We start from the raw sequence: 26140 nt of genomic DNA, 5'->3' as shown, positions 1-26140 counted from the left end.
ATTGATTCTCGCCTGTTGGCCAATTTAGTACTTTTGTTCTGGTGCAAGATATGAGTTAAAGGTAGTTGTCCCAATACTGCTCGGTTAAGAGAAAATTATTGATTAGAGTAAGGTTGAAAGGAGATTAGGTACAAAGCCAAAAACCCCTCTCCCTGCTCAGAAGCTCCCTGCTCCCTGCTTTCTCAGAAGGAATATGTTTGATTCAAAACCTACGCAGTATTGGGTAGTTGTCCAGGTTTCGGCCAAGGTTCTTTAACTTTTTTACCAATTGCGAGTATGCTTATGTCTTTCTTTGGTAATGAAGACCTCTATCAACCAGACTTAGATATGAGCGAAGCAGGAAGAACTCTAGGTTATAAACTAGAAGTAATTGGAAAAGGTTTACAAATGGGACAAGTAGCTAAACCTCTATTTCCTATCAAATGGGAGGAAGGATTAGAACGTCCTCTTGAAGAATGGAGACAGGAGTTGAATATAAAACCTGTTACAGAGCGGTTTTATAGTTGGTATACTCGTCCAGAATTGGCCGCAGCTATTGTTTGATTTAGCGCTGAGATTAAAACTTTTGTTAACTGCAAACTAACCCAAAAAAGAGCTCTTGCTCACCAAAAGTTAGCAAGAGCCGCTTATTACTAGATGTACATCGAGAGGCAAAATAATTTTAACCTTGTGGAGTGATAGGTACTTTTCCTGTAGAAGTCTGTTTTTCTAATGTCCCATAGAGGCGATTAAGAGCATTGAGATAAGCTCTCGCAGAAGCTACAATTATATCTGTATCGGCAGCATGACCGGAATAAATGCGGTTTTGATGTCTCAAACGAATGGTAACTTCTCCCATAGCATCAATACCTGCGGTAACTGACTTCACGGAGAACTCAATTAACTCATTGGGAACTTCAACTACACGATTAATCGCTTTGTAAACTGCATCTACAGGCCCAGTGCCAATCGCCGCATCAGTCAGTTCTTCTCCGCTTGGAGTACGTAGAGTCACAGTAGCTGTGGGGCGAGAATGGTCTCCAGAAGATACCTGTACCAATTCTAGATGAAATAAATCAGGTACTTGTTGAATCTCGTCGTTGATGATTGCTTCTAAATCCCAATCAGTAACTTCTTTTTTCTTATCTGCGATATCTTTGAAAGCTAAGAAAGCCTTATTTAGTTCATTCTCTGATAATTCAAAACCGAGTTCTTTCAAACGACTACGAAAGGCATTGCGACCGGAGTGCTTACCCAAAATAATTTGATTGTTAGTCAACCCAATAGATTGAGCGTCCATAATTTCGTAGGTTTGCTTGTGTTTTAGTACTCCATCTTGGTGAATACCTGATTCGTGGGCAAAAGCATTAGAACCAACAATGGCTTTATTGGGTTGCACTGCCATGCCAGTTAGATTAGATACTAGGCGGGAGGTTTTATATATCTGTGTTGTGTCTATATTTGTCAAAGGTTCTGTTGATTCAGGAGTTCTTCCCAAAAAAGGATTAAAGTATTGGCGACGTACGTGTAAAGCCATCACTAATTCTTCTAGGGCGGCATTTCCTGCTCTTTCCCCAATACCATTGATGGTACATTCTAATTGTCTTGCTCCATTTTTCACTGCTTCTAGGAAGTTGGCTACAGCTAAGCCTAAATCATCGTGACCATGGACTGAAATAATTGCTTGGTCTATATTTGGTACATTTTCTTTTATGCCTCGAATCAGAGCTCCAAATTCACTAGGAGTTGTATACCCTACTGTATCAGGTATATTTACTGTTGTTGCCCCAGCTTTGATTGCTGCTTCTAGTACTTGGTAGAGAAATTCTGGGTCACTTCTGCCTGCATCTTCTGGAGAGAATTCTACATCATCTACAAATGATTTCGCATAGCTTACCATCTCTTCTGTGATACTAAGTACTTCTTGACGAGTTTTTCTAAGCTTATATTCTAAATGTATATCAGATGTAGCAATAAATGTATGAATACGAGGTTTTGCCGCTGGTTCTAAAGCCGATGCTGCTGTTTTAATATCGGCTTGAGTTGCCCTAGCTAAGCCGCAAATAGTTGGGCCTGATTCTGTTCCTACTTCTGCGGCTACTCTTTTTACTGCTTCAAAATCTCCTGTACTCGCAAAGGGAAAACCTGCTTCAATTACGTCTACTCCCAGACGAGATAAGGCGCGAGCGATCGCTATTTTCTCTTCTACATTTAGAGTAGCTCCTGGGGATTGTTCTCCATCCCTTAGGGTAGTATCAAATATTATGATTTTATCTGTTTGATTATTCATGACTATTGGTGGTATTTATTAGAGTTCGGGTAGAGATTTCAATTATAGCCTTTGGTTATTTTTCTAATCATTTTTTTCTATGCGATCGCGTATATCGTTCAAGTCTACATATCTATCCGTAGCATTCCTTAATTCTCTTGCAATCATTCCTTCTGTGGAGACTACAGTTATGTGAGTATTTTTCGAGCGTAATAATTCAATTGCCCTTTCAAAATCTCCATCTCCACTGAATAAAATTACTCTATCATACTGATCTACTGTATTAAACATATCCACGACTATTTCTATATCTAAATTAGCTTTTTGGGAGTACTTTCCTGAGCTGTCATCATAGTATTCTTTCAGTATTTTAGTTCTTACTGTGTATCCCAAACTAATTAAAGCATCTCTAAATCCTCGTTGATCTTGAGAATCTTTTAATCCTGTATACCAGAAAGCATTGATTAAATTAACATGAGGATCATCGGTAAAATAGACTAATACTTTTCTTGGATCAAAAAACCAACCATTTTTTTGTTGTGCATAGAACATATTGTTGCCGTCTACAAAAATCGATAAACGATCTCTGACACAGGCATGGTAATTACCAGTATAATTCATAGAAGTTAAACCTAGTGATTAAATTTATAAAATAGAAAACTATTTAATATTTAATCTATTATTTTAGCAAATTAGTAAACCTTTAGGAGTAACTAAACTAACTGAAGATAGTAAAATCAGACAAAACAAACTTATAACTCATAACCCGTATTTTTTTTAAAGCTACATTCATCTTTCTAGCATAATAATTAAATTAAACCTTTGAATATGCCTTGAGGACGAATAAACAAAATCAAGATCATAATAACAATAGCTACAGCTAACTTATACTGAGATCCTAACCAAGGAACACTTAATTCTTGTGCTAAACCAATAACTAAAGCACCAGCAATAGCTCCATAGGGGTTACCAATGCCGCCTAAAATCACTGAAGCAAATAGAGGTAAAATCAAAAACCAGCCAAGATTAGGACGAATTCCATAGAGTAAGCCATACATAGATCCTGCTAAAGCTGTTAAAACTCCTGTAACTATCCAGGTAAAGATTACTACGATTTCTACATTAATCCCGGAGATTCTAGCTAAATCCACATTATCAGCTACTGCTCGCATAGCTTTACCGATTTTAGTTTTCTGAAGTATGAGATGTAAGGCTAAAATTGCCAAAATAGCCAGCACAATCACAATAATACGCTCAACTAAGTAAAAAGAAACTGCAAAACCGAAAATATTTACTTCTCGGATAACTGGTAAATCATAGCTTTGATTGGTGCTACCCCAAATAATCAGGATGATGCTTCTGAGAAATAATGCTAAGCCAATAGAGATAATAATTAAAGAGGTGGGGCTGGCGCGGCGATCGCGCATTAGTTTCCATAGTAATTTTTCTGATATTAGCATAGCGATAGTGGCACCTATACACCCTACCACAGTTGCCAACCATAGATTTACTCCTTGACTATTAGCAACCCAAGTTAAATAAGCTCCCAAAGTCATAAAATCTCCGTGAGCAAAGTTAGATAGTTTCAAAATTCCATAAGTTAGTGTTAATCCTATTGCTGCTAGAGCGATGATACTCCCTAATGATAGACCATTAAAGATTAATTGAGGTACATCCATAGCCTTTGCTTATTTTTCCTCCAATTCGTAAAACCTATAGAGTAAATATAGCTTTTTCTCTAGATTACTTTCATTGTTTTTTGATTGTGAATTACAGTTTAAGCATTTTTCCGAATTAATATTCAAAAAAAATTATATTAATAAATGTTAATAAAAATGGTGTTGTTTTCTTGTTTACAATTAAGAATTATTAATTTTTTACTTACTATTACTGCTGCTCACGTCAACATAATCTTAAAGTAAAACTTAGTAAATTTAAGAAAATTAACGATTTTGCTACTTAATATCTAATATTGTTGTTTTTTTACCATTAAAATTCTTTATTTTCTATAATTTAGCTTTATTTGACTAAAAACACTCTTTGAGTTCTATTTGAATTTTATCGCTATCAAGGATTACTTGAGTATTTATACTCAAATTAAATTTATTTAGGTTGTGATAGATTAAAAAAACTAAAGTCAGAAAAAAGAAATCTTAAACAATAAAAAAATAATTAAATAAATATTGAGGAAATAATTATTATGAGACATTACCGCGATGAATGGATTCAAGACTGGTGTCAAGAAAATGGCTGGACAGACTTATTTAAAGAAAGAAGTCTGTATTGGGCATTTCCACCAGGTGCTGTGATGCCAGAACCCATTCCGGTAAAAGTATTAAAATTAATTAAAGCTGAGAAAGGACTATGTACCCAAGAAAGAATTTGGTTAGGTATAGCCGCAGCAATTACCTGTTTATCTATATTGAGTATCTATTGCACTCAATGTCCATTGCCTCTAGTATTAGCGTTTGCTTTTAATGCTATTACAGTTGCTCAACTAGAAGTAGAGTATGCGTGACTTGACGGGGTGACAACAAAATTATGTAATCAAGATATTACAAAAAAAAGTCTCTATAATGCTTCAGAATATCTTGATTTAACTTATGAAGATTTCAAAATTTATCATTTAGGAAATTAAGTAATTTTACTTAAAAATTTTCTCCCTGCTCCCGTGCTCCGGTGCTCCCTGCTATACAAGAGTTTCAGAGTTGCTTATAAAGCATAGGACTTTAGGGGTGAAAGAAAAAAACTATATTCTTTGTTTCAAGCATAAAACTTGATGCTTATGTATTTCCGCGCTTCCGTGTCAGGCGTGCGCGTTCACGCTTCGCAAAGAAGCGCTCTTGTCGCACCGCAATTCCGAATTCCTTTGACCTCCATTCCCCTCACCTTATTCAGGTAAAAATATTGCTTTACTAATTCCTGATTCTCATCTCGATCAAAAAACTCTTCAAAAAATAGTTACAGCCTTTGATGCAGCTTTTACTTGTTACCATAAAACCACTAATCGATTACCGGAGAAAAACTTTAATTACAATGGTTTAGTCACTATTGCCGTTGTTCCAGAAACTTGTGGTGCTGGATGTGGCTTTCTTGGCTTCACAGGCATAGAAATAACTTATTTGCATCTTTTCTATTTGAATTGAACAATTTGTATGGGGAGGATTTTTTAAACAGTATTTGGCTGCACAAACTACTCAAGATGCTGTTGATAACTTTATCATAGCAGCATCTCTAGCTGCTTCAGAAAATTTAGCTACTTTGTTCACAGAAAAATGGCGTTGGCCATTATCGCCAAAAGCATACGAAGAACTTAGATCAATTTTCTCTTGAAAAATTACAAAATACTGTTAACATAATTCATATATTGTTAATATTTGACTACATTTTATTTAATTATGAGTGGAGAAAAATCAAATTAAATGCTTAGGAAACAAATAATTAATGGCTAGAGGAAACAAACGGGGAGTAGCATCAGCAAACTTTTGCTTAATTAGGCGGGTTTCTATGTCAATCTCCCTAGGAATCTGTTCTAATCTAGTTTTCAAACTGAGACGGTTACGTTCAAATTGTTCTTTTTCAATAGGGTTAAATAAATCTAATTGTACTGGTTGTTCTGACTGAGTGATTTCCCGTTGAATACTATTTTGTAAATCCGTTAAGATACTAGTAATTTGATTAACTTCCCTAGCACAATGATTATCAAGAATACGTTCTAAGGACTTACAGCGATCGCTACCCCGTCTATCTAAACTCCGCAGCAAAGGTTCACTATATACATTCCACAATTCGGCTAATTTTTGTTGAATTTGAGGAGGTAAAGGATCTCCACTATAGGTATATTCTAGGAGTTTTTCTATTTCTGTGACACCTAAAGGCTGATATTTACCTTCTTTGAGGATACCTCCGGTGGTAATTACTTCATCATGGAGACGTTGATAGGTGCCGCCTAAAATTACTAAACGTCCATAAACAATAATGGTGGGAAATTCTATATTTCTTCCGGGAACAATTCTACCAGAAACTCGATTTAACTTATACTGATATTGGTTACTACTCTCTCTTGACCAAATTTCTGTGCGCAGTATTTTTAGAGATAATTGCACAACACGATGGTTTAAATGAATTAAGACGCGGTCATCTCTACCTACGGCTAAATCTGGATCAAAGACCACAGGACGTATTCTACCTGTATGGGGATGGGCTAATCCACCAGTACAAACACTCCAACTACCTGTAAGTTCTGGTAACTTGTATACACCTGGTTCTGATTCTACTGGTTTGAGCCGGGGTTGTTTAGTTAATTCTAAGCCGACATTGACTACAGTGCGAAGATTCTCAGGAGTAATATGTAAGTTTAGCTTGGTTTCTTCTAAGTGTTCTTTGATCCGTTCGATTTGCTGTTTAATTTTGCGTTCAAATTTGAATAATTTTCTAATTGGTTCAGATTCTTTTTCTGCTGTACTAGTTTCTAAGAAGAGACGTTTACCCAGCATAGCTTCTTCCACTTGGTTAGCGATGACAGGGCCTACTTTACCTAAATCTTCGCGAATATTATTAATTTTGAGGACTGCACGCATGAGAAATTCTAAATCTCCTGCTAAATCTCCTATTCGTCCTGATTGTGCTTGAATATCTGAGAATTTCTTACTATCATAATTTTTGCCAACAAAGTGATAGATATTGACTTGGGGAGATTTTTGTCCGTGGCGGTCAATACGTCCATTTCTCTGTTCTAAACGATTAGGATTCCAGGGAATTTCGTAATGAATCAAATTATCACAATAATTTTGTAAATCTAATCCTTCGGAAGCGGCATCAGTGGCTAAGAGTATTCTAACTGGGGATAAGTCGGGACTAGCTTGGAAGGCGGCTTTAATTTTTTCTCTTTCTTGAGAGTTCATCCCTCCGTAAAGAGTCATCAGGCGATCTCCTTCTACCAGGTCAAATTGAGAGAAGATTTCGTATAACCATTTTTGGGTGGCGCGGTATTCTGTAAAGATGATGATGCGGGCATTAGTCCATTCTTGATTGATTCTAATTGTGTTGTTAATCCAGTCAAGGAGGGCGATTGCTTTTGTATCTGGCTGAGTTACTGCGGTATTTGCCCAATCTGTCAGTTGTTCTAGTAGTTGAGTTTCTTGGCTACTTAGGGGAGAAAAGAGAGTAGTGGTAGAGGCGATCGCTTCTGCTGTAGAGTTTTCGTAGATTTCGTCATCGGCGAATTCTTCATCAATTTCTTCTAGTTTGCGTTTAAGAATGCCCACAGTTGGTTTAGATAGGCGTTGGTTAATTCTCCCTCCTGTTTCTAAGGTTTCACGATGTTTTTCTATGGTAGTTAAAAAGGCTGCCGGACAAGAAAATAAACGTTTTTTCAGAAGTTTTAGTACAAATTCAGTTGCTGTAGCTTCTACTGAGTCTTCAATAGCTTTTTGTCTTAACTTTGTATATTCTACTAGCCAAGCGTGGGCTTGTTTTTCTTCGGTGGTATAGTCTACTGGAATTGCTTGTAACTGACGCCCAGGAAATCTGGGACTCCCATCCCATTTTGGTGGTAATTCCTGTTTTAAACGTCTTACCATCACTACTTCTAACTGATTTTTATCTGGTTTTACACCCCGGGCAAAACGTTGAGAGTCTAGTAATTCCAACAAGGCTGTAAAACTTTCTGGGTAGCCGTTGTGAGGTGTAGCGGTTAAAAATAGTTTATTTTCAAAATGAGGTGCTAGGGTGCGAATAGTTTGGGTGCGTTTGGAATCGATAGCATAGTTACCTCCTCCCGACGGGGCAATATTGTGGGCTTCATCAACTATTAGTAAATCGAAGCGTCGGGGATAGATTGATTCTCCTGATTGTGGTAGGGAATTTTTGAGTAAGCGTATGGCGCGATCGCTTTTTATGTAGTCGATGGAGGTAATTAGGCGAGGAAACTGTACCCAGGGATTTACATGTATGTTTCTTTTTCTCCTCAGCCATTTCATAAAACTATTATCGACAATGTGGAATTCCAAGCCAAATTTATCGCGCATTTGCTCTTTCCATTGGATTTGTATAGCTGAAGGGCAGATAATTAGTATTGAGCGTACTTTTTGGCGAATTGTCAATTCCTGTGCCACCAACCCTGCTTCTATAGTTTTTCCTAACCCTACATCATCGGCGATGAGGAGATTTACTCTGGGCATTTGTATGGCACGAATCACCGGATCTAATTGATAGTCTTCTATTTCAATCCCACTGCGAAATGGTGATTGAACGTTCCGAGTATCTGTCGTTGATGTTGTTATCCACCGTACTGCATCTAAGAAAGCTTCTAATGTTTCTGGTGTATCAAATTTTTTGGGGTAGGGAATTTCTCTAATTTTGTATATTTTCGCGTCGAGTTCTAATTCCCAAAATACTTCTAATTCTTCTCCGAGGGTTTCATCGTCGATACAGGTTAATCTTACTACATGTTTTCCTCTTCTATTCTGATGCTCTGGTGATAATTCTCTGGGCATCTTACTAATATTTGTTACTGTGTAGCGTAGTCCTCTTACTTCTACTACTTGCCCTGGTGTTGGAATAGTATTTATTTGGCCAACTTCACTCATGATTTATAGTTTCAAGAATATTAGTTATTTTTTGTTTTCTTGTTGACTTGGCTGTTGTACAAATTTAACTTGTACAACAGCAGAGCCTATTTGTTAATTTTTTATGGCGCTTAGCATGGTCTCTGTCAAGGTTGATTCTTGCATTTCTTCAATAGTAATAGTATTTACAATATCGAATTTAGCTCCTGCACCTTGTAATTGGTCGTCTAAAGCTTTCAAAAAATTTGTTGCCCGAGTATCGTGGCCTACTTGAATCAGGGAGATAGTAATTTCTTCTTTTTTGTCTATTTGCCTAGAAGCATCGATAATTGTACGCATTACTGCTTTACGATTATCTGGTTCACCATCTGTAATTACTAAAATTGTTTCTCCTTCTGCTTTTGCTTTTCCTGCCGCTTTACGTTCTAAATAGTTAATCAAGGCATCTTCTAGCACTCCTGCTAAATCAGTGCGTCCCATTGGGTCATTTTCGTCAAAAATTTGTCTAACTTTTTCCGCTGTCACGTTATCATAACGTCGAAATTTACCTGAAAAAAGATACACAGTGATGCCATCTGGATCCTCTTGTTCACATTTTTTTGCTATCGCTATAGTAGACTCTCTAACGATATCCCAACGAGTCCTGTTTTCTGCTTTGTCTGTAGTAGACATACTATTACTCTTATCTATAATTATAGTATAGTCACGTTCTGGCATTGAGATCAAACCTCCTATTATTACCTTTTTCCTTAGCTTAAGGGTAAATTCATGCTATGTCTTGAAAAATACTGATTTTGATCATATTTGCTATTTTTCTTTTGCTATTTTTCTTTTGCTATTCTTCTTCAAAAACAAAATCAAAGTTTAATTCTAGTACTCCTAATCCTAATTCTTCTGGGTCTAAGAGTTTAATTTCAAATAAACCTAGTATATCTTTGGGTTGAGGGTTTCCTGCTGTAGCTCCTTTTATCCCCATGGCAATCAATAAATTACAGTAACCCCCGTGAATATCTACTTCCTCGTACCATTCCATTAGGGATTGACTAAAATTGTTATCATTCTCCGAATCGTCTATATCATTATCATTGTCGATATTATTATCATTATCGATAAATTCGCCGATTAAATATAATTCTCCCTGATTAGTTAGGGCGATCGCCAATTCATAGGTTATTTCTGCCCAGCTATCTTCTCCTTTTGTAAAACATAGTCCCTGTAAACCTCCTGCTTCATTTATTTTTTCAATCATTGCCTGGGCTTTTGGTCTAGAGGTTTGAATCAACAAGACTGGTATCTCTTTTTCTGGGTAATCGTTTAATTCGTTAATTGGTAAGGCTTGCACATAAGTTTGAGCGCGTTGTTTAAATTGTTCCACCAATTCTCTTGGTAATACGTCTAGATTATATATGGCTTCTTCGGGAATTAAATCTTCGTTTATGGGGAATTTTTCTTCTTCTTGTCTTTTTATTTCCTCTAATTCCGCGTTTTCGAGCATTTCTATTAATTCATTGGTTACCTCTGGCATCGTCGAAACATTTACCGATACTATTTCTTTTTGTTCTTCTCCTAGAGGAATAGTTACCCGATGACGTTTTTTGAGTAGTTCTACTTTTTCTTGATTTAATTTATTCCTTGAGCTTTTGCAAAATTGTAATAGGGCTTTCAAACCTAGATATATCGCCATTGCCTCTTCTTCTTCTTGAATTGGGCGTATTCCTTCTAGGGGATGAACGCTGCCATATACGGGAAAAATAGCTGTCGCTGGTACTTCTGCTAAATCTAAGTCATCATTGTCTTCTATACTCAGTTGATTTGGTTTTAGTTCGTAACTTAAAAACCAACAATCTTGTCCTAAAAAAGCACTTTCTAGTTGACCTACTGAGTCTTCCGATAGTACCGCTGACCTAAATTGTCTCATGGAATCCAAAGACCTGTAGAGAATTACTCCGTACTTTTTCCCTAGCATTCCCATTACACAGGCGTATAGTTTATCTATGTCCCAACGATTAATTTCTAGGGCCACTATGTCATGGTCTGCTAATAAATTCCAAGGAGCTGTCCGCCACAGTTCGTAGCCAATTTTTTCTAAAAGTATTTCATATTGTGCTGATATTGTATTCTCGCTTTCTTTATCAACTACTTCAAAGGTACGAAACAGTTCATCTATCAAGGGTAACTCTGGTACATAATCCACCGAAATTTCTAAGTTTTGCAGGGCCCCTCTCAAAAAAAACTGAATTTCGCGATTTTGCACTACTATTTTCTGGGGTCTGGCTGGTTGAGCTGGATTATGGGGGTTTTCTATTGCCCGCAGAAAAGTTCTCACTATTGCTTCTAATCCCATTTCTGCTGGGACAATATCCATAGCTCTAACTAAACCTTCTACTGCATCGACCCATATAATACATTCGCGATTTTCCTCTTCATTTATTTCTCCCTCTGAACCCACCCCTGACAAGGGACGGCGATCCCCTTCCCATATTGTGGGAGTTTGTGGGATTTTTTTTAACCGACGCATAGTTGTCTGAGGTAGAGCATTCATAGACTTTTAACTTTTTTTAACTTTACTTGAGAGTTTTAATTTAACACTGATAATTTAACACTGATAATTTAACACTGAGTTGTAATCAGACTGAGGATTTTTCCCTTCTGAATTATACTCTGAATTAGAAGTAGCTAATAATAGGCCATATTCGATGCCTTCTACTAGGGCTAAGTAAGAGGCATCTAAAATATTAGTAGATACTCCCAAGGTTGTCCAGCGTTCTTCACCATTGCTTGATTCTACCAAAACTCTGGTTTTTGCTGCTGTACCTTTATTCCCATCTAAAATACGCACTTTGTAATCACTCAGATGAAATGAAGCTATTTCTGGATAAAATTTCACTAGTGCTTTGCGCAATGCTTGATCTAATGCTGATACTGGACCATTAGCTTCTGCTACTTCTAAAAGTTCTTTTCCGTTTACCGCTACTTTGATTGTAGCTAGAGCATTATTTTCAGGATATTCTCCTGTTTGAAAAATATCTGTTTGAAAAATATCTCCTTGGAAAATGTCACAGTGTACTTGAAATCCTCGCAATTGAAACATTTCTTTTCTGTTGCCTAAGGCTTGACGAATTAATAGTTCAAAACTTGCCTCTGCTGCTTCAAATTGATAACCCTGACTTTCTAGTTTTTTCAGTTTAGCTAGGATTTCTTTGGCCACTGCGTTGTCTTTGGTTAATTCTATGCCAAAACTCCGAGCTTTCGCCAGAACATTGCTCAATCCTGATTGCTCTGAAATTACTACTCTGCGATTATTGCCGATGCTTTCTGGTTTTATATGTTCATAAGTCAAGGGATTTCTTTCCACTGCCGATACATGAATACCGCCTTTGTGTGCAAAGGCTGAGCGACCTACAAAGGGTGCGTGTTCATCTGGTGCTAGATTGACAATTTCACTAACTGAGCGACTCATGGCAGCTAATTGACGCAGTTGTGTTTCTCCTAAACAATGATATCCCATTTTCAGCTCTAAATTAGGTATCAAAGTACATAAATTTGCATTCCCGCATCTTTCTCCGTAACCGTTTATCGTTCCCTGTACCATAGTTGCTCCGCTTCTAACTGCTTCTAGGGAGTTAGCTACTGCGGTTCCTGAATCGTTATGGGCATGAATTCCTAATTGAATTTCTTTTTGGCTTTCTTTGGTTAATATTTCCCTTACTTGTGTGGTTATTTCACTAATTTCGTGGGGTAAAGTGCCGCCATTAGTATCACAAAAAACCAACCATTCAGCCCCCGCTTCTCTAGCTGCTTTTAGGGTCGCCATCGCATATTCTGGGTTATTTTTATACCCATCGAACCAATGTTCTGCATCATAAATTACCCTTTTTTTGTGAGATACTAGGTAGGCTATTGTATCTGCGATCATTGCTAGATTTTCTTCGAGACTGGTTTTTAAACCCTCAGTTACGTGTAAATCCCATGATTTCCCAAAAATAGTTACCCAATTAGTATCGGCTGAGATAATTGCTTGTAGCATCCTATCCTTAGCTGGGTCTTGGTTGGGACGACGAGTCGAGCAAAATGCCACAATCTCTGCTTGTTTTAAAGATTCTTGTTTTAGTCTCCAGAAAAATTCTACATCCTTAGGGTTAGCTCCAGGCCACCCTCCTTCTATAAAATTAATACCTAGATTATCTAGTTTATGAACTATTTTTAATTTATCTTCTAGTGATAGGGAAATTCCTTCTCGCTGTGCTCCATCTCTAAGGGTGGTATCATATAGCCAAATTTTGCCATCTTGATTAGATTTATACATTCAACTTTTTAAACTAAGTATTTGTAATTATTTACCTAAATTAGCTATTAGTTAACTAGTTAATCTTGAGTTAGGATAACCTAAATTTAACAAATATAAGTATATCATAGTTACTTATTTTACATATTTTTATCTTAGTTGACAAAATTATCCTCATCTTTTTCTTTTAGCTTACTTAACTTTATAGTTATTAAGACTGGTTAAAGTGATCATTGTGGTTTATCTTGGTTAGTCATTTAAAAAAAAATAGTAAAACTTGACAAAACTTAATATAATAGGTTTTAGTAGTGATAAGTATAAATTCTTAGTTAATCATGATCAGCAACATTCCTTGGCTTACAGCAATCATAATTTTTCCGATGTTAGGAGCTTTAGCTATACCTTTACTACCAGACAAAGAAGGTAAAACAGTAAGGTGGTATTCATTGGCAGTGGCCCTAATTGATTTTTACATAATGATTTACGCTTTCTGGAAATCTTATAACTTAGAAGAGACTAGTTTACAGATGAGAGAAAGCTACAGTTGGGTACCTCAAATCGGTTTAAACTGGTCTTTAGGAGTTGACGGATTATCAATGCCCTTGATTGTGCTATCGGGCTTAATTACTACATTGGCTTGTTTAGCGTCCTGGAAGATTGAGCATAAACCAAAACTATTTTATTTTTTGATTTTAGTATTATTCAGCGCTCAAATTGGGGTATTTGCTGCCCAAGACTTATTATTATTCTTTATCTTTTGGGAATTGGAGTTAGTTCCAGTTTACCTGTTGATTTCGATTTGGGGTGGTAGTAAAAGACGCTATGCGGCCACCAAATTTATTCTCTACACAGCCTTAGCATCACTATTCATCCTACTTTCAGCATTGATCCTCGCTTTCTCAGGAGATGTAGTAACCTTTGATTTAAGCCAATTAGCGGCAAAAGATTACTCTCTAGCTGTACAGGTTTTAGCTTATGTAGGTTTCTTAATTGCCTTTGGAGTGAAACTTCCTCTTTTCCCTCTCCACACCTGGTTACCAGATGCTCACAGTGAAGCACCAGGGCCAATATCAATGATATTAGCAGGGGTTCTTCTGAAAATGGGAGGTTATGGTCTAATTCGCATGAATTTAGAGATGCTTCCTGAAGCTCAAATCAAGTTTGCCCCTCTCTTAGTAATTCTCGGGGTAATCAACATAGTTTACGGTGCTTTTAGTGCCTTTGGACAAACTAACTTAAAAAGACGTCTTGCTTATTCTTCAATTTCCCACATGGGTTTTGTCTTAATTGGAATTGCCTCCTTCACTGAATTAGGTTTAAATGGAGCAGTTTTACAGATGCTTTCCCATGGTTTAATAGCCGCGGCCTTATTCTTCCTCTGTGGTTCTACCTATGAAAGAACTCATACTCTCATGATGGACGAAATGGGTGGTTTAGCCAAACAAATGCCTAAGATTTTCGCTTTATTTACAGCAGCATCTTTAGCATCTCTAGCCTTACCAGGTATGAGTGGTTTTGTAGGAGAATTAACTGTTTTCCTAGGTGTAACTACAAGCGATGTCTATAGTTCAGTGTTTAAAACTGTGGTTATCTTCTTAACTGCTGTAGGATTGATTTTGACTCCTATTTACTTGTTATCGATGCTAAGAGTAGTATTCTACGGCAAGGAGAATAGCGAGTTAAATCTAGAAGGTTATTCCTTAGATGCGAAACCAAGGGAGTTATTTATTACAGTTTGTTTGTTAATTCCCATTATTGGTATTGGTTTATATCCCAAGTTAGCCACCAGCACATACGACCTCAAAACCATTGAAGTGGCGACTAAAGTTCGAGCAGCTTTACCAGTAATCGCTCAACAACAAGAGATAAATCCTCAAGGTAATTTAGTAGAAGGAAATCTAGTTGCTCCTGATTTGATTTAAAGTAGAATATCCCTGTTAATCTTATCTTTTTACCTCAAGCTATGGCTTGAGGTTTTTTACTGCTATATTACTATCATCAAAGTTCAAAATCAAAATGATAAAAATCAGCTTTTCAACTAATTAATTATCTAAAAAAGTGGAATTTTAGTTAGTTGAAAAAAATTCACATCTTGGCTATACCTATATAAAGATTGTTTTATAAGTATGTGTGAGGAAATTTAAGTACAATGGCTACATTTATAGTAAGTAATCTTGATGATTCAGGTAGTAACAGTTTACGGGATGTAATTAATAGGGCTAATGCAGCGACTGGTCCAGATATCATTAATTTTGATTTATCTCTCAATAATGGTAGGATTTCTTTGGTAAGTGGTTCATTAACAGTAACTGATGAGTTAACTATAGATGCTTCGGGTTTAACTGAGGGGATGACGATTGAGGGGAATAACAGTTTTGGGTTATTTGAGGTAACTAGCAGAAGTTTTACTATAGATAACTTGACTCTTACAGGAGGAAGTGCTAGTAACAGTGGTGGTGCGATTAGTTCTAATAATAATGTATTTGTTAATAACTCTACGATATCTGGCAACTCAGCAGCATACGGTGGGGGTATTTATTCATTAACAAATACAAATATAAATAATTCTACAATATCTGGCAACTCAGCAGCATACGGTGGGGGTATTTATTCATTATACGATACAAACGTATATGATTCTACGATATCTGGCAACTCAGCAAATTCAGGCGGGGGTATTTTTTCAAGTTATGATACAAATATGATCAATTCTACGATATCTGGCAACTCAGCAAATTCAGGCGGGGGTATTTATTCCGTTGACAATACAAATATAACTAACTCTACGATATCTGGCAACTCAGCAAATTCAGGCGGAGGGATTTTTTCGTATAATGGCGAAAACAATATCAACAATAGTATTATCGCTGGTAATACAGCTCCTAATGATGCCAATATATCTGGTAGGATTGGTCAAAATAACAACAACATTATCGCCTCTTCGGCTAGTGGTATTATGGAAACGACCCTAGGGGATAATGGAGGAGATACTCAAACCCTAGCTTTACTTCTTGGTAGTCCGGCGATTAATGCGGGGGATAATAGTTTGGCTGTAGATTTAAATGGTAATCTCCTAATTACTGACCAAAGAGCACTAAATCGCTTTGTAGGTACTGTAGATATGGGCGCTTTTGAGGAACAACAAATTCCTATACCAATACCAGAACCTGTAGGGTTGAGTAGTGTTTTAGCAACTTTCTCAGCAGTTATGTTTCTCAGGAAACTGAATAAATCTTCTCAGTAAATTAAGGATCCTGTAGAGTCAGGTCCAGCATTCTTCAAAATTCCTGTCAACATCCGCGAGAGAAAACCTGCTCAAAATTGCCAGCCTTTACCAGTTAATGGTTTGGGGTCACAAATAACTTGTGAAGTGGCGGAGAGCGCCTCCCAATAACTCAAGATTATTGACCACAAAACAGCCTCTAAGGCGCTCTCCGCTTTCGCTGGCAATTTTGAGTAAGTTTATTGCACCCCACCACTAAATCGGAGTACCGACTATAGTGGGGGCAAGATATGAGAATAGGGAAGAGATTTTTAGGATTTAAGTTGATAAATTTGTATAGTTGGTCCAGAAGTGATATTTTTATCCTTATCTCGTTTTAACTCATAAATTAAATTTCCTCGATTAATAATTTCTGTATATGTAGCTACTACTTCTGGATATCTATTTTTTTCTTCTAAATATTTAAGATATTTCCAACTCAAAAGAAAATAGTTTATATTATTTTTTTGTATCTCAGCTAAATCTTTTAGCTTACCCATTTCTTTTATCTCTACTCCTACAAAAGCATGGCGAGAGTTTTCCGAATCAATTTTTTCTAAAGCCTCTTTTTGGACTTGGTATAGTTCAAAAAAGTCTAAAGGAAGAGGAGGAGTTCCCTCATCTATCAAAATATGACTACCCCTAGGTAAATTCTCTAACATCCACTCCCGAGTTAATGTTCTGGTATCAAGTCCAACAAGTTCGACAATCTCCGCCTGATTTTTCTCCATCAAGGGAATAGTCATTAATCCTAGGGAAAAAATCAATATTATTAACAATCCCCAGAGATTTCCTGAGTATTTATTAAAAAATTGCCCTTTATCTGCTTTCCTGGTCTGATGAAATAGATTTAAAATGTTAACACCTGCCTTAAAGGGATAACTTCTGTAGGTTACCAGTATAAGAATTGCTATATATTCTAATGTCCAAGCAATTAATAGACAAGCAAAAGGTAACAGGGGAATAATCCAACGATCCCATCGCAGACTCAAAGATGATATAAACAGGTAAAAAAGAAGAGGAAAGCTAATTAGTAGTAGTAGCTTTTTTTCTCTAGTTACCAAGGTAATAATTATCCCAATTAGGAGTAACAACATACCAAAACTTGTTAATGAATTAGTTAAGGCTTCTTGCCAATACCAAACTAAGTTAATTAGTAAGCCTTCTCCATTACCTCCAACATTTCCTGTTCTAGCTTCATGGGTAATATCTCTAATCGCTGTATTAATATCAATAAATAAAAAAGGTGCTGCTAAAAAACTTGCTAGTAAACAACTTCCGGCACTTATCCAGATCTTTTTGATTTCTTTACGGAGTGATTTGTGACTGATAAAGTGTGCCAAAATGATTGTGGGGACAAAGACTATGGCAGGATATTTGGTAACAATCGCTAAACCTAGGAAACCACCAGTTAAAATGTAGTTTTTTTGTCGATTATCTATTAAGATGTTCAGGCAATAGTAAAAAGCTAAGAGAATAAAAAAAGTTAGTAATACGTCAGAACGAATAATTTTAGAGTATTTGATGTGCATCGGGACAATTGCTATTAAAAATGCTGCCACTAAACCTACTCTTTTGTTTTCTAATTTTTCTCCTAGGTAATAAGTAACTAAAATGCTCCCTGTCCCAAAAGCTACAATCCAACTACGGCCAATCCAATAAAATAAACTCGGTTGATTAAAGTATAAATTCTGAAAATCTACAAAATTATTAAATATACCCAAAAATTTACCTACTACAAACATACCTAGGTAGTTGGCAGTAAGTAAATAAATAACTGTACTCGCGGGATGTCCAAACCAATGGGGATTAGCATCTCTGTTGACGAGAATTTCCATAGCTTGATTGACTCGCCGGGATTCATCCTCGTCGTAAATAAAAGGTAAGCCAAAGTCTATGCCTTGGAAGCGCAAGAAATAGCCTAGGGTAAGAATTCCAATTAAGATAATTTTTGCATATCGAGTAAAAAAAAGATTTTTACTCATTCACTAGTCTCCAAAAAACTCTAATTGTTTCACTTTAGCTTACCTTATTTGTGATGTTTTTGAGTTATTTAAACAGCTTTTTTTTCAAAAACATTTACTTCTAATCCCGCTCTTTTTATAATATTAACTGCATAATTTAGATTAGAGGCAAATCTTTGCTGGGCATACATTGCATATTGATGACGAAATTGAGCTGGTGTAAAATTAATATTTAACACATTAGCACCTGCATTTATTGCTTTTAGTTGTCCATCTGATTCGATTTTTTCTAAATTACTAGCGGCAATAATTCTTGATTTTTGTAAGGCTAATCGATATATGGCAATGCTGTTTAGTACTAAGTTAATTTGAGACTTGTAATTAGATTTGCTAATAACTGGTGAGCAACAAATAATCTCTGGCTGCATTTCTATGGTTAATAATATGTCTTCAGCAATGTTTTCTAGAGTTTGCTCTGGTAATCCAATTAAATTACCTGTGCCTATTTTGTAGTTGAGTTGTTGCAAATGATGAATACACTTTAATCTTTTACGCAAAGACTTATTATTGATTCCTTGATACAGCATCGGGTTAGATGCTTCAAATTTCAGTAAATAAGCATTTGCTCCTAAATTACTATACTTTTGGTATGCTTCTTTGGATTTTTCTCCTAATGACAACAACACATTTAAGTTTAATTCATCTCTGAGATGGGGAATAACTTCTTCTAATATAGATTCACAATCAAAATTCTCTACACAACGTAAGACTACTGTATCTATATGTGTTGATTTTATTTGCTTAGCAATACTTTGAACTTGTTGACAACTTAAAGACTGTTTAAATGAATATTTTTCCCCCTTTAATTGAGAAAAATAGTAGTTGTTGCCAAGTTCAATTACGCCGTGAAACTTAATCTGATTCACATCATTTTCGGCTCTGATAATTCTAGCTCTTCTGAATAAGTCTTCTTGTATCTTTCCTTTAGCATTTAATAATTCAATGATTTCTCTTTTGGTTAAGTGCTTCGTTTCGTTAATTTGTTCTGAATTAAATATTTTCATGGTTTTCTTTAATAAATATTTATGCTCATTATTTCACCCACAATTTTCAGCATCTTTATACTTTTGTATATGGCTGCTTATAGTAATATTTTTTTAATAAACGCAAATAACTAGATAATACTGTCATTCTAGAGATGTCCTTGATCCCCATCCTAGTTAGACTTACCTGATTGTCGTATATAGTTAAAACTAAACTTCTCAAGTTATTTTTTATTTATTTTGTTTTTTTACCGTCATTTAATTTATTTGAAGTTGACGATAATTATTACTTATTGTGAGTTGTACTATAAAAGGATTTAACCTTAATATAATCTTAATATAAAAACAGGTAACTTAGTTTTAAGAATTGTAAATTTCAGCATAATCTGTAAGAGAGTAAGATAAATTAATAAGATTAATATCTATAATGATAGTGTAGTTTAGCCAAAAAGTAAAAGATGAAGCCATGGATTTGTGATGGTCAAGCCAAAGACGGAAAGTCATATCCAAATACTTCTGGCGCTCACGAACCTTATGAAAATTATGGCCCTGACTGTGCAGTATGTGGGTTACCACAAGAAGCCATACATCCTCCTTCTAGTAAACAAAAATGGTTAATACCAGCAGGAATAGGGGTGGTATTATTAGCAGCTTTGGGAATAATGGCTTGGTTATTACTTAAACCAGAACCAAATTCAACTGCTCCACAAATGACAGAGGGGACTCCACCTCCAACTAGTACAGGAACTAGTACAGGAACTAGTACAAACGATCCGTTGAAAGACCAGGAAATAATTAATTTAATAAGTTCAGGAGAAAGAATATTATTAGATAATAACTCATTAAAAGCAAGTGGTGCTCAAGCATTTGCAGAAAATAACTGGAATGAGGCGATCGCCAAATATCAACAAGCAGTTAATGAGGATCAAAATGATCCAGAAAGTAAAATTTATCTAAATAACGCTCAAGCTAAATTACAGGGAGATACCATAGCAATTGCAGCAGTGGTACCAATTGGCACAGATGTTAATGCTAGTAAAGAAATACTTAGAGGCATAGCCCAATATCAATCAGAATATAACCAAAGTAATCAGAGTAGGCCATTACAAGTAATTATTGCTAATCAAAATCCTGGTAATCCGGGTCTAGCTTCATCTCTAGCCCAAGCTTTAGTAGAGCGTAATGAAGTATTAGCTATTATTGGGTATGGTGCCGATGGAAGTACTAGAATAGCGATGCCAACTTATGAATCGTCTCAATTAGCTGTACTTTCTCCGATAAATACCCAAGTAGAGGGAAATAACCTGAAACTGATTTCCATTAATCAAAGTCAAGATAAATTAGTTGAAGATTATTTAGACTCTGTAGCTAAAACCCTGTTGCAGTATAGCCAATCCCAACAAGGAACACCTAAAGTAGCTATATTTTATAACTCTAACAGTGACTATAGTAATAATTTTAAACAAAGTATTCTCGATGTTCTCCCCCAAGTTAATGGTCAAGTAATCAGTGAAATAGACGTGACCAACAATAGCAATAATCTGGAAACAGCGATTAACAATGCTCATCAAAATGGTGCTAACACTATAGTAGTTGCCCTGAGTAAAGATAGAGTACCCACAGCTATTGAAATTGCCGAAATTAATCAACAACTAGGAAATCCTCTTTTGATTGTTGGTTCCGATGAAATGTATAATCCTGATATTTTAGTTCAAGGACAAGACAAAATTAATGGTATAGTCTTAGCAGTGCCTTGGAGTTCTCAACCTGGTGATACCTTTGCTCAAGAAGCTCTAAAATTATGGAAAGGAAAAGTAAGTTGGCGTACCAAAACTGCTTATGATGCTACCAATATAATAGTTGGTGTGATAAGTAATAATCCTAATCGCCTTGATACTTATCAATCCCTACAGCAGGGGATTCAGGTGAATGGAGATAGCGTTAACTTCAGCATTTTCAACGAAGTGCCCTTAGTCAAAGCCACACCAGGAAATCATGGTCCCCAGGGTTCAACTCATGGATTTAGCGCTTTATAATGATTTACTCAAAAAAACTAATATCTCTGATTAGTTTATTTTTAAGTTTGAGTTTATTTCCAGTTCAAAAACTACAAGCTTTGCCTAACTTTGAGGACATTCCTGAAGAAATCTTAAGGGGTGAAATAGTCACAGAGGCGAGATCTCCCTTTGATGGTCAACCTGTAACTTTAGGTGAATATGTAGAGTTGCAAAAACAGCTCCAAACTAGTAAATTTCCTCCTAATCTGAGTCCTGAAGTTAAATATCAAATTTTTATTTTAGAATTACTCAGTCTGCTGCGGATGATTAACCCCTTTTGAATTATTTCTCAGATAATGGTAATTTTTCAAGATTAACTTGCTTAAAAGTTAAGAATGTATGATTATGATAAATAAAAATTAAAATATTCCTTTGATTATATAATTTTACAATAAGTGGTGAATTAATGACTACAACAATAAGCTCTGAACAAGTACAAAAAATTGTTAACAATTTACACGATGATCCTTTTGAAGTGCTCGGAAGTCATCCCTATGAGGAAAATGGCCAGGTAAAAAGCTGGGTAGTTAGAGCGTACTTACCAAAAGCGGAAAAGGTTTCGGTAATTTGCCCAGAACAACCAGAAGAATATCCGATGACACCTGTTCATCATCCTAACTTTTTTGAATGTGTGATTAAAACCTCTGAACTATATAACTATCAACTCAAAATAAAAGAAGGAGAGCGCGAAAGAGTAATTTATGATCCTTATGCTTTTAAATCCCCTAAACTAACAGACTTTGACGTACACTTATTCAGTGAAGGAAATCATCATCGGATCTACGAAAAACTGGGAGCTCATCTTACAGAATTAGATGGAGTAAAAGGAGTTTATTTTGCTGTATGGGCACCCAATGCCCGAAACGTTTCTGTATTAGGAAACTTTAACGAATGGGATGGAAGACAGCATCAAATGCGTAAACGGGGTAACGGCATTTGGGAAATATTTATTCCTCATCTAGAGGTAGGAGAAAATTACAAATACGAGATAAAAAATAACCACGGGCATATTTACGAAAAATCAGACCCCTACGGTTTTGCCCAAGAAGTAAGACCGAAAACAGCATCTATTGTCACGGATTTAGATAAATATCAATGGCATGACCAAGCTTGGATGGAAAAAAGACGTAATCAAGATCCTATGAAAGAACCTATCTCAGTATATGAGTTGCATCTAGGTTCTTGGTTACACGCATCTATAGATGAAAAAACTAAATTACTCTCCTCAGAAACAGATGGAGTTCAAGCCTCTGATGCAAAACCCCTAGCCCGTTTCCTCAGTTACTATGAAATAGCTGACAAGTTAATTCCCTACGTCAAAGAACTCGGTTATACTCATATAGAATTATTACCCATCGCCGAACATCCCTTTGATGGTTCTTGGGGATATCAAGTTACGGGATACTATGCAGCGACTTCACGATATGGTACTCCAGAAGACTTGATGTATTTTGTAGATCAATGTCATCAACAGGGGATTGGAGTAATTGTTGATTGGGTACCAGGTCACTTCCCGAAAGATGGTCACGGTTTAGCTTATTTTGACGGCACTCATCTCTATGAATACGCAGACTCTCGCAAGGGTGAACATAAAGAATGGGGAACATTGGTATTTAACTATAGTCGTAACGAAGTAAGGAACTTTTTGGTAGCTAATGCTCTATTTTTCTTCGATAAATATCATATTGATGGAATTAGAGTAGATGCCGTTGCTTCCATGCTTTATCTAGACTATGACCGTAAACCAGGAGAATGGGTGACCAATCAATACGGTGGGAGAGAAAATTTAGAAGCGGCCGATTTCCTCAGACAAGTGAATCATCTGATTTTTGCTTATTTCCCCGGTGTACTTTCTATCGCGGAAGAGTCAACCTCTTGGCCGATGGTTTCCTGGCCAACTTATGTGGGAGGCTTAGGCTTTAACCTCAAGTGGAATATGGGCTGGATGCACGATATGCTAGATTACTTTAGCATGGATCCTTGGTTTAGACAATTCCACCAAAACAATATTACTTTCAGTATGTGGTATCATCATAGTGAGAACTATATGTTAGCTCTTTCTCATGATGAAATTGTTCATGGTAAAAGCAACATCATCGGTAAAATGCCGGGAGACGAATGGCAAAAGTTCGCCAATGTTCGTTGTCTATTTGCCTATATGTTTACTCACCCAGGCAAAAAAACCATGTTTATGAGTATGGAGTTTGGCCAATGGAGTGAGTGGAATGTTTGGGTTGATTTAGAATGGCACCTGCTACAATACGATAGTCATCGTCAACTCCAAGAGTTCTTTAAACAACTTAATGATTTATATAAGCATCAGCCTGCGTTATATACTGGGGACTTTGAAGAAGAAGGCTTTCAATGGATTGATTGTAATGACAATAGACATAGTGTAGTTTCTTTTATCCGTCGTGATATCAATAGTGATGAATTTTTAGTTGTGGTTTGTAATTTTACTCCCCAACCCCATAGTCATTACCGCGTGGGTGTACCAACTCGTGGTTTCTATGTAGAACTATTTAATAGTGATGCTAGAAAGTATGGTGGTAGCAATATGGGTAACCTAGGTGGTAAATGGACAGATGAATGGTCATTCCATAGTCATCCCTATTCTATAGATTTGTGTTTGCCACCTTTAGGAGTATTGGTATTAAAATTAGACCCAGAGAAAAGTGCTTAATAGCTAAAAACTAGTTTGAATCTAGAGAAGAAGGATGATTCTTTCTTCTTCTAGGTTTCTGTTTCTTTATTGTTTTCTTACTTGAGTTTATGCCTGTTTGTCCTCATTGTTCCAAAAAATTAACAACTGAAACATTGACATGTCCCCGTTGTAAAAAACCTCTGACTGCTTATGGTCATCCGGGGATTCCTTTACACTACGCAGAAGACCAAGAGTATTTGTGCGATCGCTGTCTTTACCATCAGGATGATACTTGTACTTTTCCTCAACGTCCTTATGCTAAAACCTGTAGTCTCTATCAAGACGATGAGACATCAATAGATACTGAAATCTCCTCTGGATCATCAAGAATTTCCCGGACAAATTGGAGAAATTATTATTATCGTCATCGTGTTTTAATTTGGGTTGTTTTTCTTATTGCTGTCAGTGTGATTTTAGCTTTGTTACAAACGTAATTATTACTGGTGTCCAAAGCTTCAATCTAACCTAAAAGCCATCGCATTATTGACAATCATCTTGAAAATTACCAGAAAAACGTGATGTAAATAAGTTACTTAATTACTTCTAAAGCAATCTTAATATTACTTTTTACTGACTCTGCGGACACTTGTAAATCTTGATGTTCTTGTTCAGTTAAATTAAGTTCAAGAATGTTTTGTATACCTTGGCATCCTAGGTAACAAGGTACACCTAAAAATAAGTCTCTCAATCCGTATTCTCCCTCTAAATAGGCGGCTACAGGTAAGAGGCGAGATTGATTGCTTAAAATGGTTTCTACCATTAAACAGGTAGAGGAAGCAGGGGCAAAATAAGCCCCTCCTGTTTTTAATAATTCTACTACTTCAGCTCCACCGTGGCGAGTTCTCTCGATTAATTGATTAATCCTTTCTGGGGAAATTAATTCAGTTATAGGAACTCCATTGACGGTGCAATAGCTTGGTAGGGGTACCATTAAATCTCCGTGGCCTCCTAGTACCATTGCCGTCACCTGGGCCGGATATATTCCCAACTCCATAGCGATAAATGTTTGTAAACGAGAAGAGTCTAGTATTCCTGCCATGCCCATAACTTGCCTTTTGGGTAAGTTTGTAGTTTTCCATACCAGGTAAGTCATTACATCTAGGGGATTAGTTACGACTATGTAAATGGCGTTAGGAGAATATTTTAGAGTTTTTTGGCTAACTTCAAAGACAATTTTACTGTTAATTTGGATCAAATCACTCCTACTCATATTGGGTTTACGTGGCAACCCTGCTGTAATTACGACGATATCGGAATTAGCGGTATCTGCATAATCATTAGTCCCGATAATTTGGCGATCGCCTAACTCTATGCTTTTTGCTGTGGTTAAATCCAGGGCTATTCCTTGGGGTAATCCTTCAACCACATCTAATAGCACCACATTTGCTAAGTTTTTTTCAGCAATCCGTTGAGTTAGGGTACTTCCCACTTTTCCGGCACCAATCACAGTTACTTTTGCCGAATCACAGCTAATGTTTTCTGTAGGGGTTTTTATCATGATTTGCTCCTATTTCAGCTTTTTGCCTATTCTGCTAACTCTAACTGATCAATTTTAAGCCAAATATTGGGAGTAGGTACATAAAATTTTACTAAGGCATATTCTTCATCTATGTCTACGATTTCCCCTTTACTCTCGAAAATATAGTTAGGAAAGCGGGTATCACTTGCTTTAGCTTCTAGGCTATTTTCTAGCTGTGAGCGCACCACGTGTACTAATGAACCTTTTTTGAGTTTATCTGCCATAGTTATCTAGTTTAATCAGCTTTTTCTTGATTGTTACAGAAAATTGGTCTATTTTTCTGTTGAATTTTAAAAATTTTTCTGTCTGGTTGCTGTGGGTGTAAGTTTGGTGTGGGTGTAAGTTTGGTGTGGGTGTAAGTTTGGTGTGGGCGCAAGTTTGGTGTGGGCGCAAGTTTGGTGTGGGCGCAAGTTTGGTGTGGGTGTAAGATTTGCTGTGGGTGTAAGATTTGCTGTGGGTGTAAGATTTGCTGTGGGTGTAAGATTTGCT

21 protein-coding genes are annotated in these 26140 nt (G+C 36.4%); 9 read left to right on the top strand and 12 right to left on the bottom strand.

Going from position 1 to position 26140, the window contains the following annotated elements:
- Positions 1-282 precede the first annotated feature (282 nt).
- Positions 283-543 (top strand): hypothetical protein, encoded by a 261-nt coding sequence (locus tag MW688_RS04985; RefSeq protein WP_486734822.1) that lies wholly within the window; start codon positions 283-285, stop codon positions 541-543.
- Positions 544-661: 118 nt separating this feature from the next.
- On the opposite strand, the gene MW688_RS04980 is transcribed toward MW688_RS04985, so the two are convergent.
- The 3 genes from MW688_RS04980 to MW688_RS04970 all read right to left on the bottom strand — a co-directional run bounded on the left by MW688_RS04980 (position 662) and on the right by MW688_RS04970 (position 3927).
- A complete protein-coding gene (locus tag MW688_RS04980; RefSeq protein ID WP_486734821.1) occupies positions 662-2269 on the bottom strand; it encodes a 2-isopropylmalate synthase in 1608 nt (535 codons plus the stop codon).
- A 63-nt stretch (positions 2270-2332) separates the two neighbouring features.
- A complete protein-coding gene (locus tag MW688_RS04975; RefSeq protein ID WP_486734820.1) occupies positions 2333-2869 on the bottom strand; it encodes a LabA-like NYN domain-containing protein in 537 nt (178 codons plus the stop codon).
- Between the two features lie 188 nt (positions 2870-3057).
- Entirely contained in the window at positions 3058-3927 is an 870-nt protein-coding gene (locus MW688_RS04970) for a branched-chain amino acid ABC transporter permease (RefSeq protein ID WP_486734819.1), read from the bottom strand.
- 521 nt (positions 3928-4448) lie between these two features.
- On the opposite strand from MW688_RS04970, the gene MW688_RS04965 reads away from it, so the two are divergent.
- Both MW688_RS04965 and MW688_RS04960 read left to right on the top strand, forming a co-directional pair.
- Positions 4449-4766, top strand: a complete 318-nt coding sequence (locus MW688_RS04965) for a slr1957 family protein (protein WP_486734818.1) — start codon at positions 4449-4451, stop codon at positions 4764-4766.
- A 662-nt stretch (positions 4767-5428) separates the two neighbouring features.
- The gene (locus MW688_RS04960; RefSeq protein ID WP_486734817.1) at positions 5429-5581 is read left to right on the top strand and encodes a hypothetical protein; all 153 of its coding nucleotides are present in this window, start codon (positions 5429-5431) and stop codon (positions 5579-5581) included.
- A gap of 80 nt (positions 5582-5661) precedes the next feature.
- On the opposite strand, the gene drmD is transcribed toward MW688_RS04960, so the two are convergent.
- The 4 genes from drmD to cimA all read right to left on the bottom strand — a co-directional run bounded on the left by drmD (position 5662) and on the right by cimA (position 13123).
- A complete protein-coding gene (gene drmD, locus MW688_RS04955) occupies positions 5662-8838 on the bottom strand; it encodes a DISARM system SNF2-like helicase DrmD (protein WP_486734816.1) in 3177 nt (1058 codons plus the stop codon).
- 93 nt (positions 8839-8931) lie between these two features.
- On the bottom strand, positions 8932-9534 hold the full coding sequence (locus MW688_RS04950; RefSeq protein WP_486734815.1) for a VWA domain-containing protein: 603 nt from the start codon (positions 9532-9534) through the stop codon (positions 8932-8934).
- Positions 9535-9652: 118 nt separating this feature from the next.
- A complete protein-coding gene (locus MW688_RS04945; RefSeq protein ID WP_486734814.1) occupies positions 9653-11359 on the bottom strand; it encodes a DUF6930 domain-containing protein in 1707 nt (568 codons plus the stop codon).
- A 54-nt stretch (positions 11360-11413) separates the two neighbouring features.
- On the bottom strand, positions 11414-13123 hold the full coding sequence (cimA, locus tag MW688_RS04940) for a citramalate synthase (protein ID WP_486734813.1): 1710 nt from the start codon (positions 13121-13123) through the stop codon (positions 11414-11416).
- A gap of 314 nt (positions 13124-13437) precedes the next feature.
- Here cimA and MW688_RS04935 point away from each other — a divergent pair, with 314 nt between their 5' ends.
- Positions 13438-15024 carry an NAD(P)H-quinone oxidoreductase subunit 4 gene (locus tag MW688_RS04935; RefSeq protein ID WP_486734812.1) on the top strand — a complete coding sequence of 529 codons (1587 nt, stop codon included), beginning with the start codon at positions 13438-13440 and terminating at the stop codon, positions 15022-15024.
- A gap of 227 nt (positions 15025-15251) precedes the next feature.
- Entirely contained in the window at positions 15252-16346 is a 1095-nt protein-coding gene (locus MW688_RS04930) for a choice-of-anchor Q domain-containing protein (RefSeq protein WP_486734811.1), read from the top strand.
- 290 nt (positions 16347-16636) lie between these two features.
- Here the strand turns inward: MW688_RS04930 and MW688_RS04925 are convergent, their stop codons facing one another.
- Both MW688_RS04925 and MW688_RS04920 read right to left on the bottom strand, forming a co-directional pair.
- Positions 16637-18349, bottom strand: coding sequence for an ArnT family glycosyltransferase (locus tag MW688_RS04925; protein WP_486734810.1), 1713 nt, complete (start codon positions 18347-18349; stop codon positions 16637-16639).
- A gap of 68 nt (positions 18350-18417) precedes the next feature.
- Positions 18418-19392, bottom strand: coding sequence for a biotin synthase BioB (locus tag MW688_RS04920; protein WP_486734808.1), 975 nt, complete (start codon positions 19390-19392; stop codon positions 18418-18420).
- Between the two features lie 437 nt (positions 19393-19829).
- On the opposite strand from MW688_RS04920, the gene MW688_RS04915 reads away from it, so the two are divergent.
- The 4 genes from MW688_RS04915 (at position 19830) to MW688_RS04900 (ending at position 24566) form a co-directional block, all read left to right on the top strand.
- Positions 19830-21407 (top strand): ABC transporter substrate-binding protein, encoded by a 1578-nt coding sequence (locus MW688_RS04915; RefSeq protein WP_486734807.1) that lies wholly within the window; start codon positions 19830-19832, stop codon positions 21405-21407.
- A complete protein-coding gene (locus tag MW688_RS04910) occupies positions 21407-21709 on the top strand; it encodes a hypothetical protein (RefSeq protein ID WP_486734806.1) in 303 nt (100 codons plus the stop codon). The genes MW688_RS04915 and MW688_RS04910 overlap by 1 nt, the downstream gene beginning before the upstream one ends.
- 125 nt (positions 21710-21834) lie before the next feature.
- Positions 21835-24111, top strand: coding sequence for a 1,4-alpha-glucan branching enzyme (gene glgB, locus MW688_RS04905; RefSeq protein ID WP_486734805.1), 2277 nt, complete (start codon positions 21835-21837; stop codon positions 24109-24111).
- A gap of 89 nt (positions 24112-24200) precedes the next feature.
- Complete coding sequence (locus tag MW688_RS04900; RefSeq protein ID WP_486734803.1) at positions 24201-24566, top strand: Trm112 family protein; 366 nt, start codon at positions 24201-24203, stop codon at positions 24564-24566.
- Positions 24567-24661: 95 nt separating this feature from the next.
- On the opposite strand, the gene mdh is transcribed toward MW688_RS04900, so the two are convergent.
- The 3 genes from mdh to MW688_RS04885 form a co-directional block, all read right to left on the bottom strand.
- The gene (gene mdh / locus MW688_RS04895; protein ID WP_486734802.1) at positions 24662-25630 is read right to left on the bottom strand and encodes a malate dehydrogenase; all 969 of its coding nucleotides are present in this window, start codon (positions 25628-25630) and stop codon (positions 24662-24664) included.
- Between the two features lie 26 nt (positions 25631-25656).
- Positions 25657-25875 carry an NAD(P)H-quinone oxidoreductase subunit O gene (ndhO, locus tag MW688_RS04890; protein WP_486734801.1) on the bottom strand — a complete coding sequence of 73 codons (219 nt, stop codon included), beginning with the start codon at positions 25873-25875 and terminating at the stop codon, positions 25657-25659.
- Between the two features lie 11 nt (positions 25876-25886).
- The coding region (locus MW688_RS04885) for a hypothetical protein (protein ID WP_486734800.1) at positions 25887-26140 on the bottom strand (254 nt) is incomplete at its 5' end.

The organism is Johannesbaptistia floridana (assembly GCF_057440575.1).
This window is presented reverse-complemented; position numbering and strand designations above follow the sequence as displayed.

What these genes read in the sequence shown, in the direction of transcription:
- drmD (WP_486734816.1), bottom strand. Translation starts at nt 8,838, where the DNA reads ATGAGTGAAGTTGGCCAAATAAATACTATTCCAACACCAGGGCAAGTA.
- cimA (WP_486734813.1), bottom strand. Translation starts at nt 13,123, where the DNA reads ATGTATAAATCTAATCAAGATGGCAAAATTTGGCTATATGATACCACC.
- MW688_RS04920 (WP_486734808.1), bottom strand. Translation starts at nt 19,392, where the DNA reads ATGAAAATATTTAATTCAGAACAAATTAACGAAACGAAGCACTTAACC.
- MW688_RS04910 (WP_486734806.1), top strand. Translation starts at nt 21,407, where the DNA reads ATGATTTACTCAAAAAAACTAATATCTCTGATTAGTTTATTTTTAAGT.
- MW688_RS04980 (WP_486734821.1), bottom strand. Translation starts at nt 2,269, where the DNA reads ATGAATAATCAAACAGATAAAATCATAATATTTGATACTACCCTAAGG.
- glgB (WP_486734805.1), top strand. Translation starts at nt 21,835, where the DNA reads ATGACTACAACAATAAGCTCTGAACAAGTACAAAAAATTGTTAACAAT.
- MW688_RS04935 (WP_486734812.1), top strand. Translation starts at nt 13,438, where the DNA reads ATGATCAGCAACATTCCTTGGCTTACAGCAATCATAATTTTTCCGATG.
- mdh (WP_486734802.1), bottom strand. Translation starts at nt 25,630, where the DNA reads ATGATAAAAACCCCTACAGAAAACATTAGCTGTGATTCGGCAAAAGTA.
- MW688_RS04970 (WP_486734819.1), bottom strand. Translation starts at nt 3,927, where the DNA reads ATGGATGTACCTCAATTAATCTTTAATGGTCTATCATTAGGGAGTATC.
- MW688_RS04925 (WP_486734810.1), bottom strand. Translation starts at nt 18,349, where the DNA reads ATGAGTAAAAATCTTTTTTTTACTCGATATGCAAAAATTATCTTAATT.
- MW688_RS04915 (WP_486734807.1), top strand. Translation starts at nt 19,830, where the DNA reads ATGAAGCCATGGATTTGTGATGGTCAAGCCAAAGACGGAAAGTCATAT.
- MW688_RS04900 (WP_486734803.1), top strand. Translation starts at nt 24,201, where the DNA reads ATGCCTGTTTGTCCTCATTGTTCCAAAAAATTAACAACTGAAACATTG.
- MW688_RS04945 (WP_486734814.1), bottom strand. Translation starts at nt 11,359, where the DNA reads ATGAATGCTCTACCTCAGACAACTATGCGTCGGTTAAAAAAAATCCCA.
- MW688_RS04985 (WP_486734822.1), top strand. Translation starts at nt 283, where the DNA reads ATGTCTTTCTTTGGTAATGAAGACCTCTATCAACCAGACTTAGATATG.
- MW688_RS04930 (WP_486734811.1), top strand. Translation starts at nt 15,252, where the DNA reads ATGGCTACATTTATAGTAAGTAATCTTGATGATTCAGGTAGTAACAGT.
- MW688_RS04965 (WP_486734818.1), top strand. Translation starts at nt 4,449, where the DNA reads ATGAGACATTACCGCGATGAATGGATTCAAGACTGGTGTCAAGAAAAT.
- MW688_RS04975 (WP_486734820.1), bottom strand. Translation starts at nt 2,869, where the DNA reads ATGAATTATACTGGTAATTACCATGCCTGTGTCAGAGATCGTTTATCG.
- MW688_RS04950 (WP_486734815.1), bottom strand. Translation starts at nt 9,534, where the DNA reads ATGCCAGAACGTGACTATACTATAATTATAGATAAGAGTAATAGTATG.
- ndhO (WP_486734801.1), bottom strand. Translation starts at nt 25,875, where the DNA reads ATGGCAGATAAACTCAAAAAAGGTTCATTAGTACACGTGGTGCGCTCA.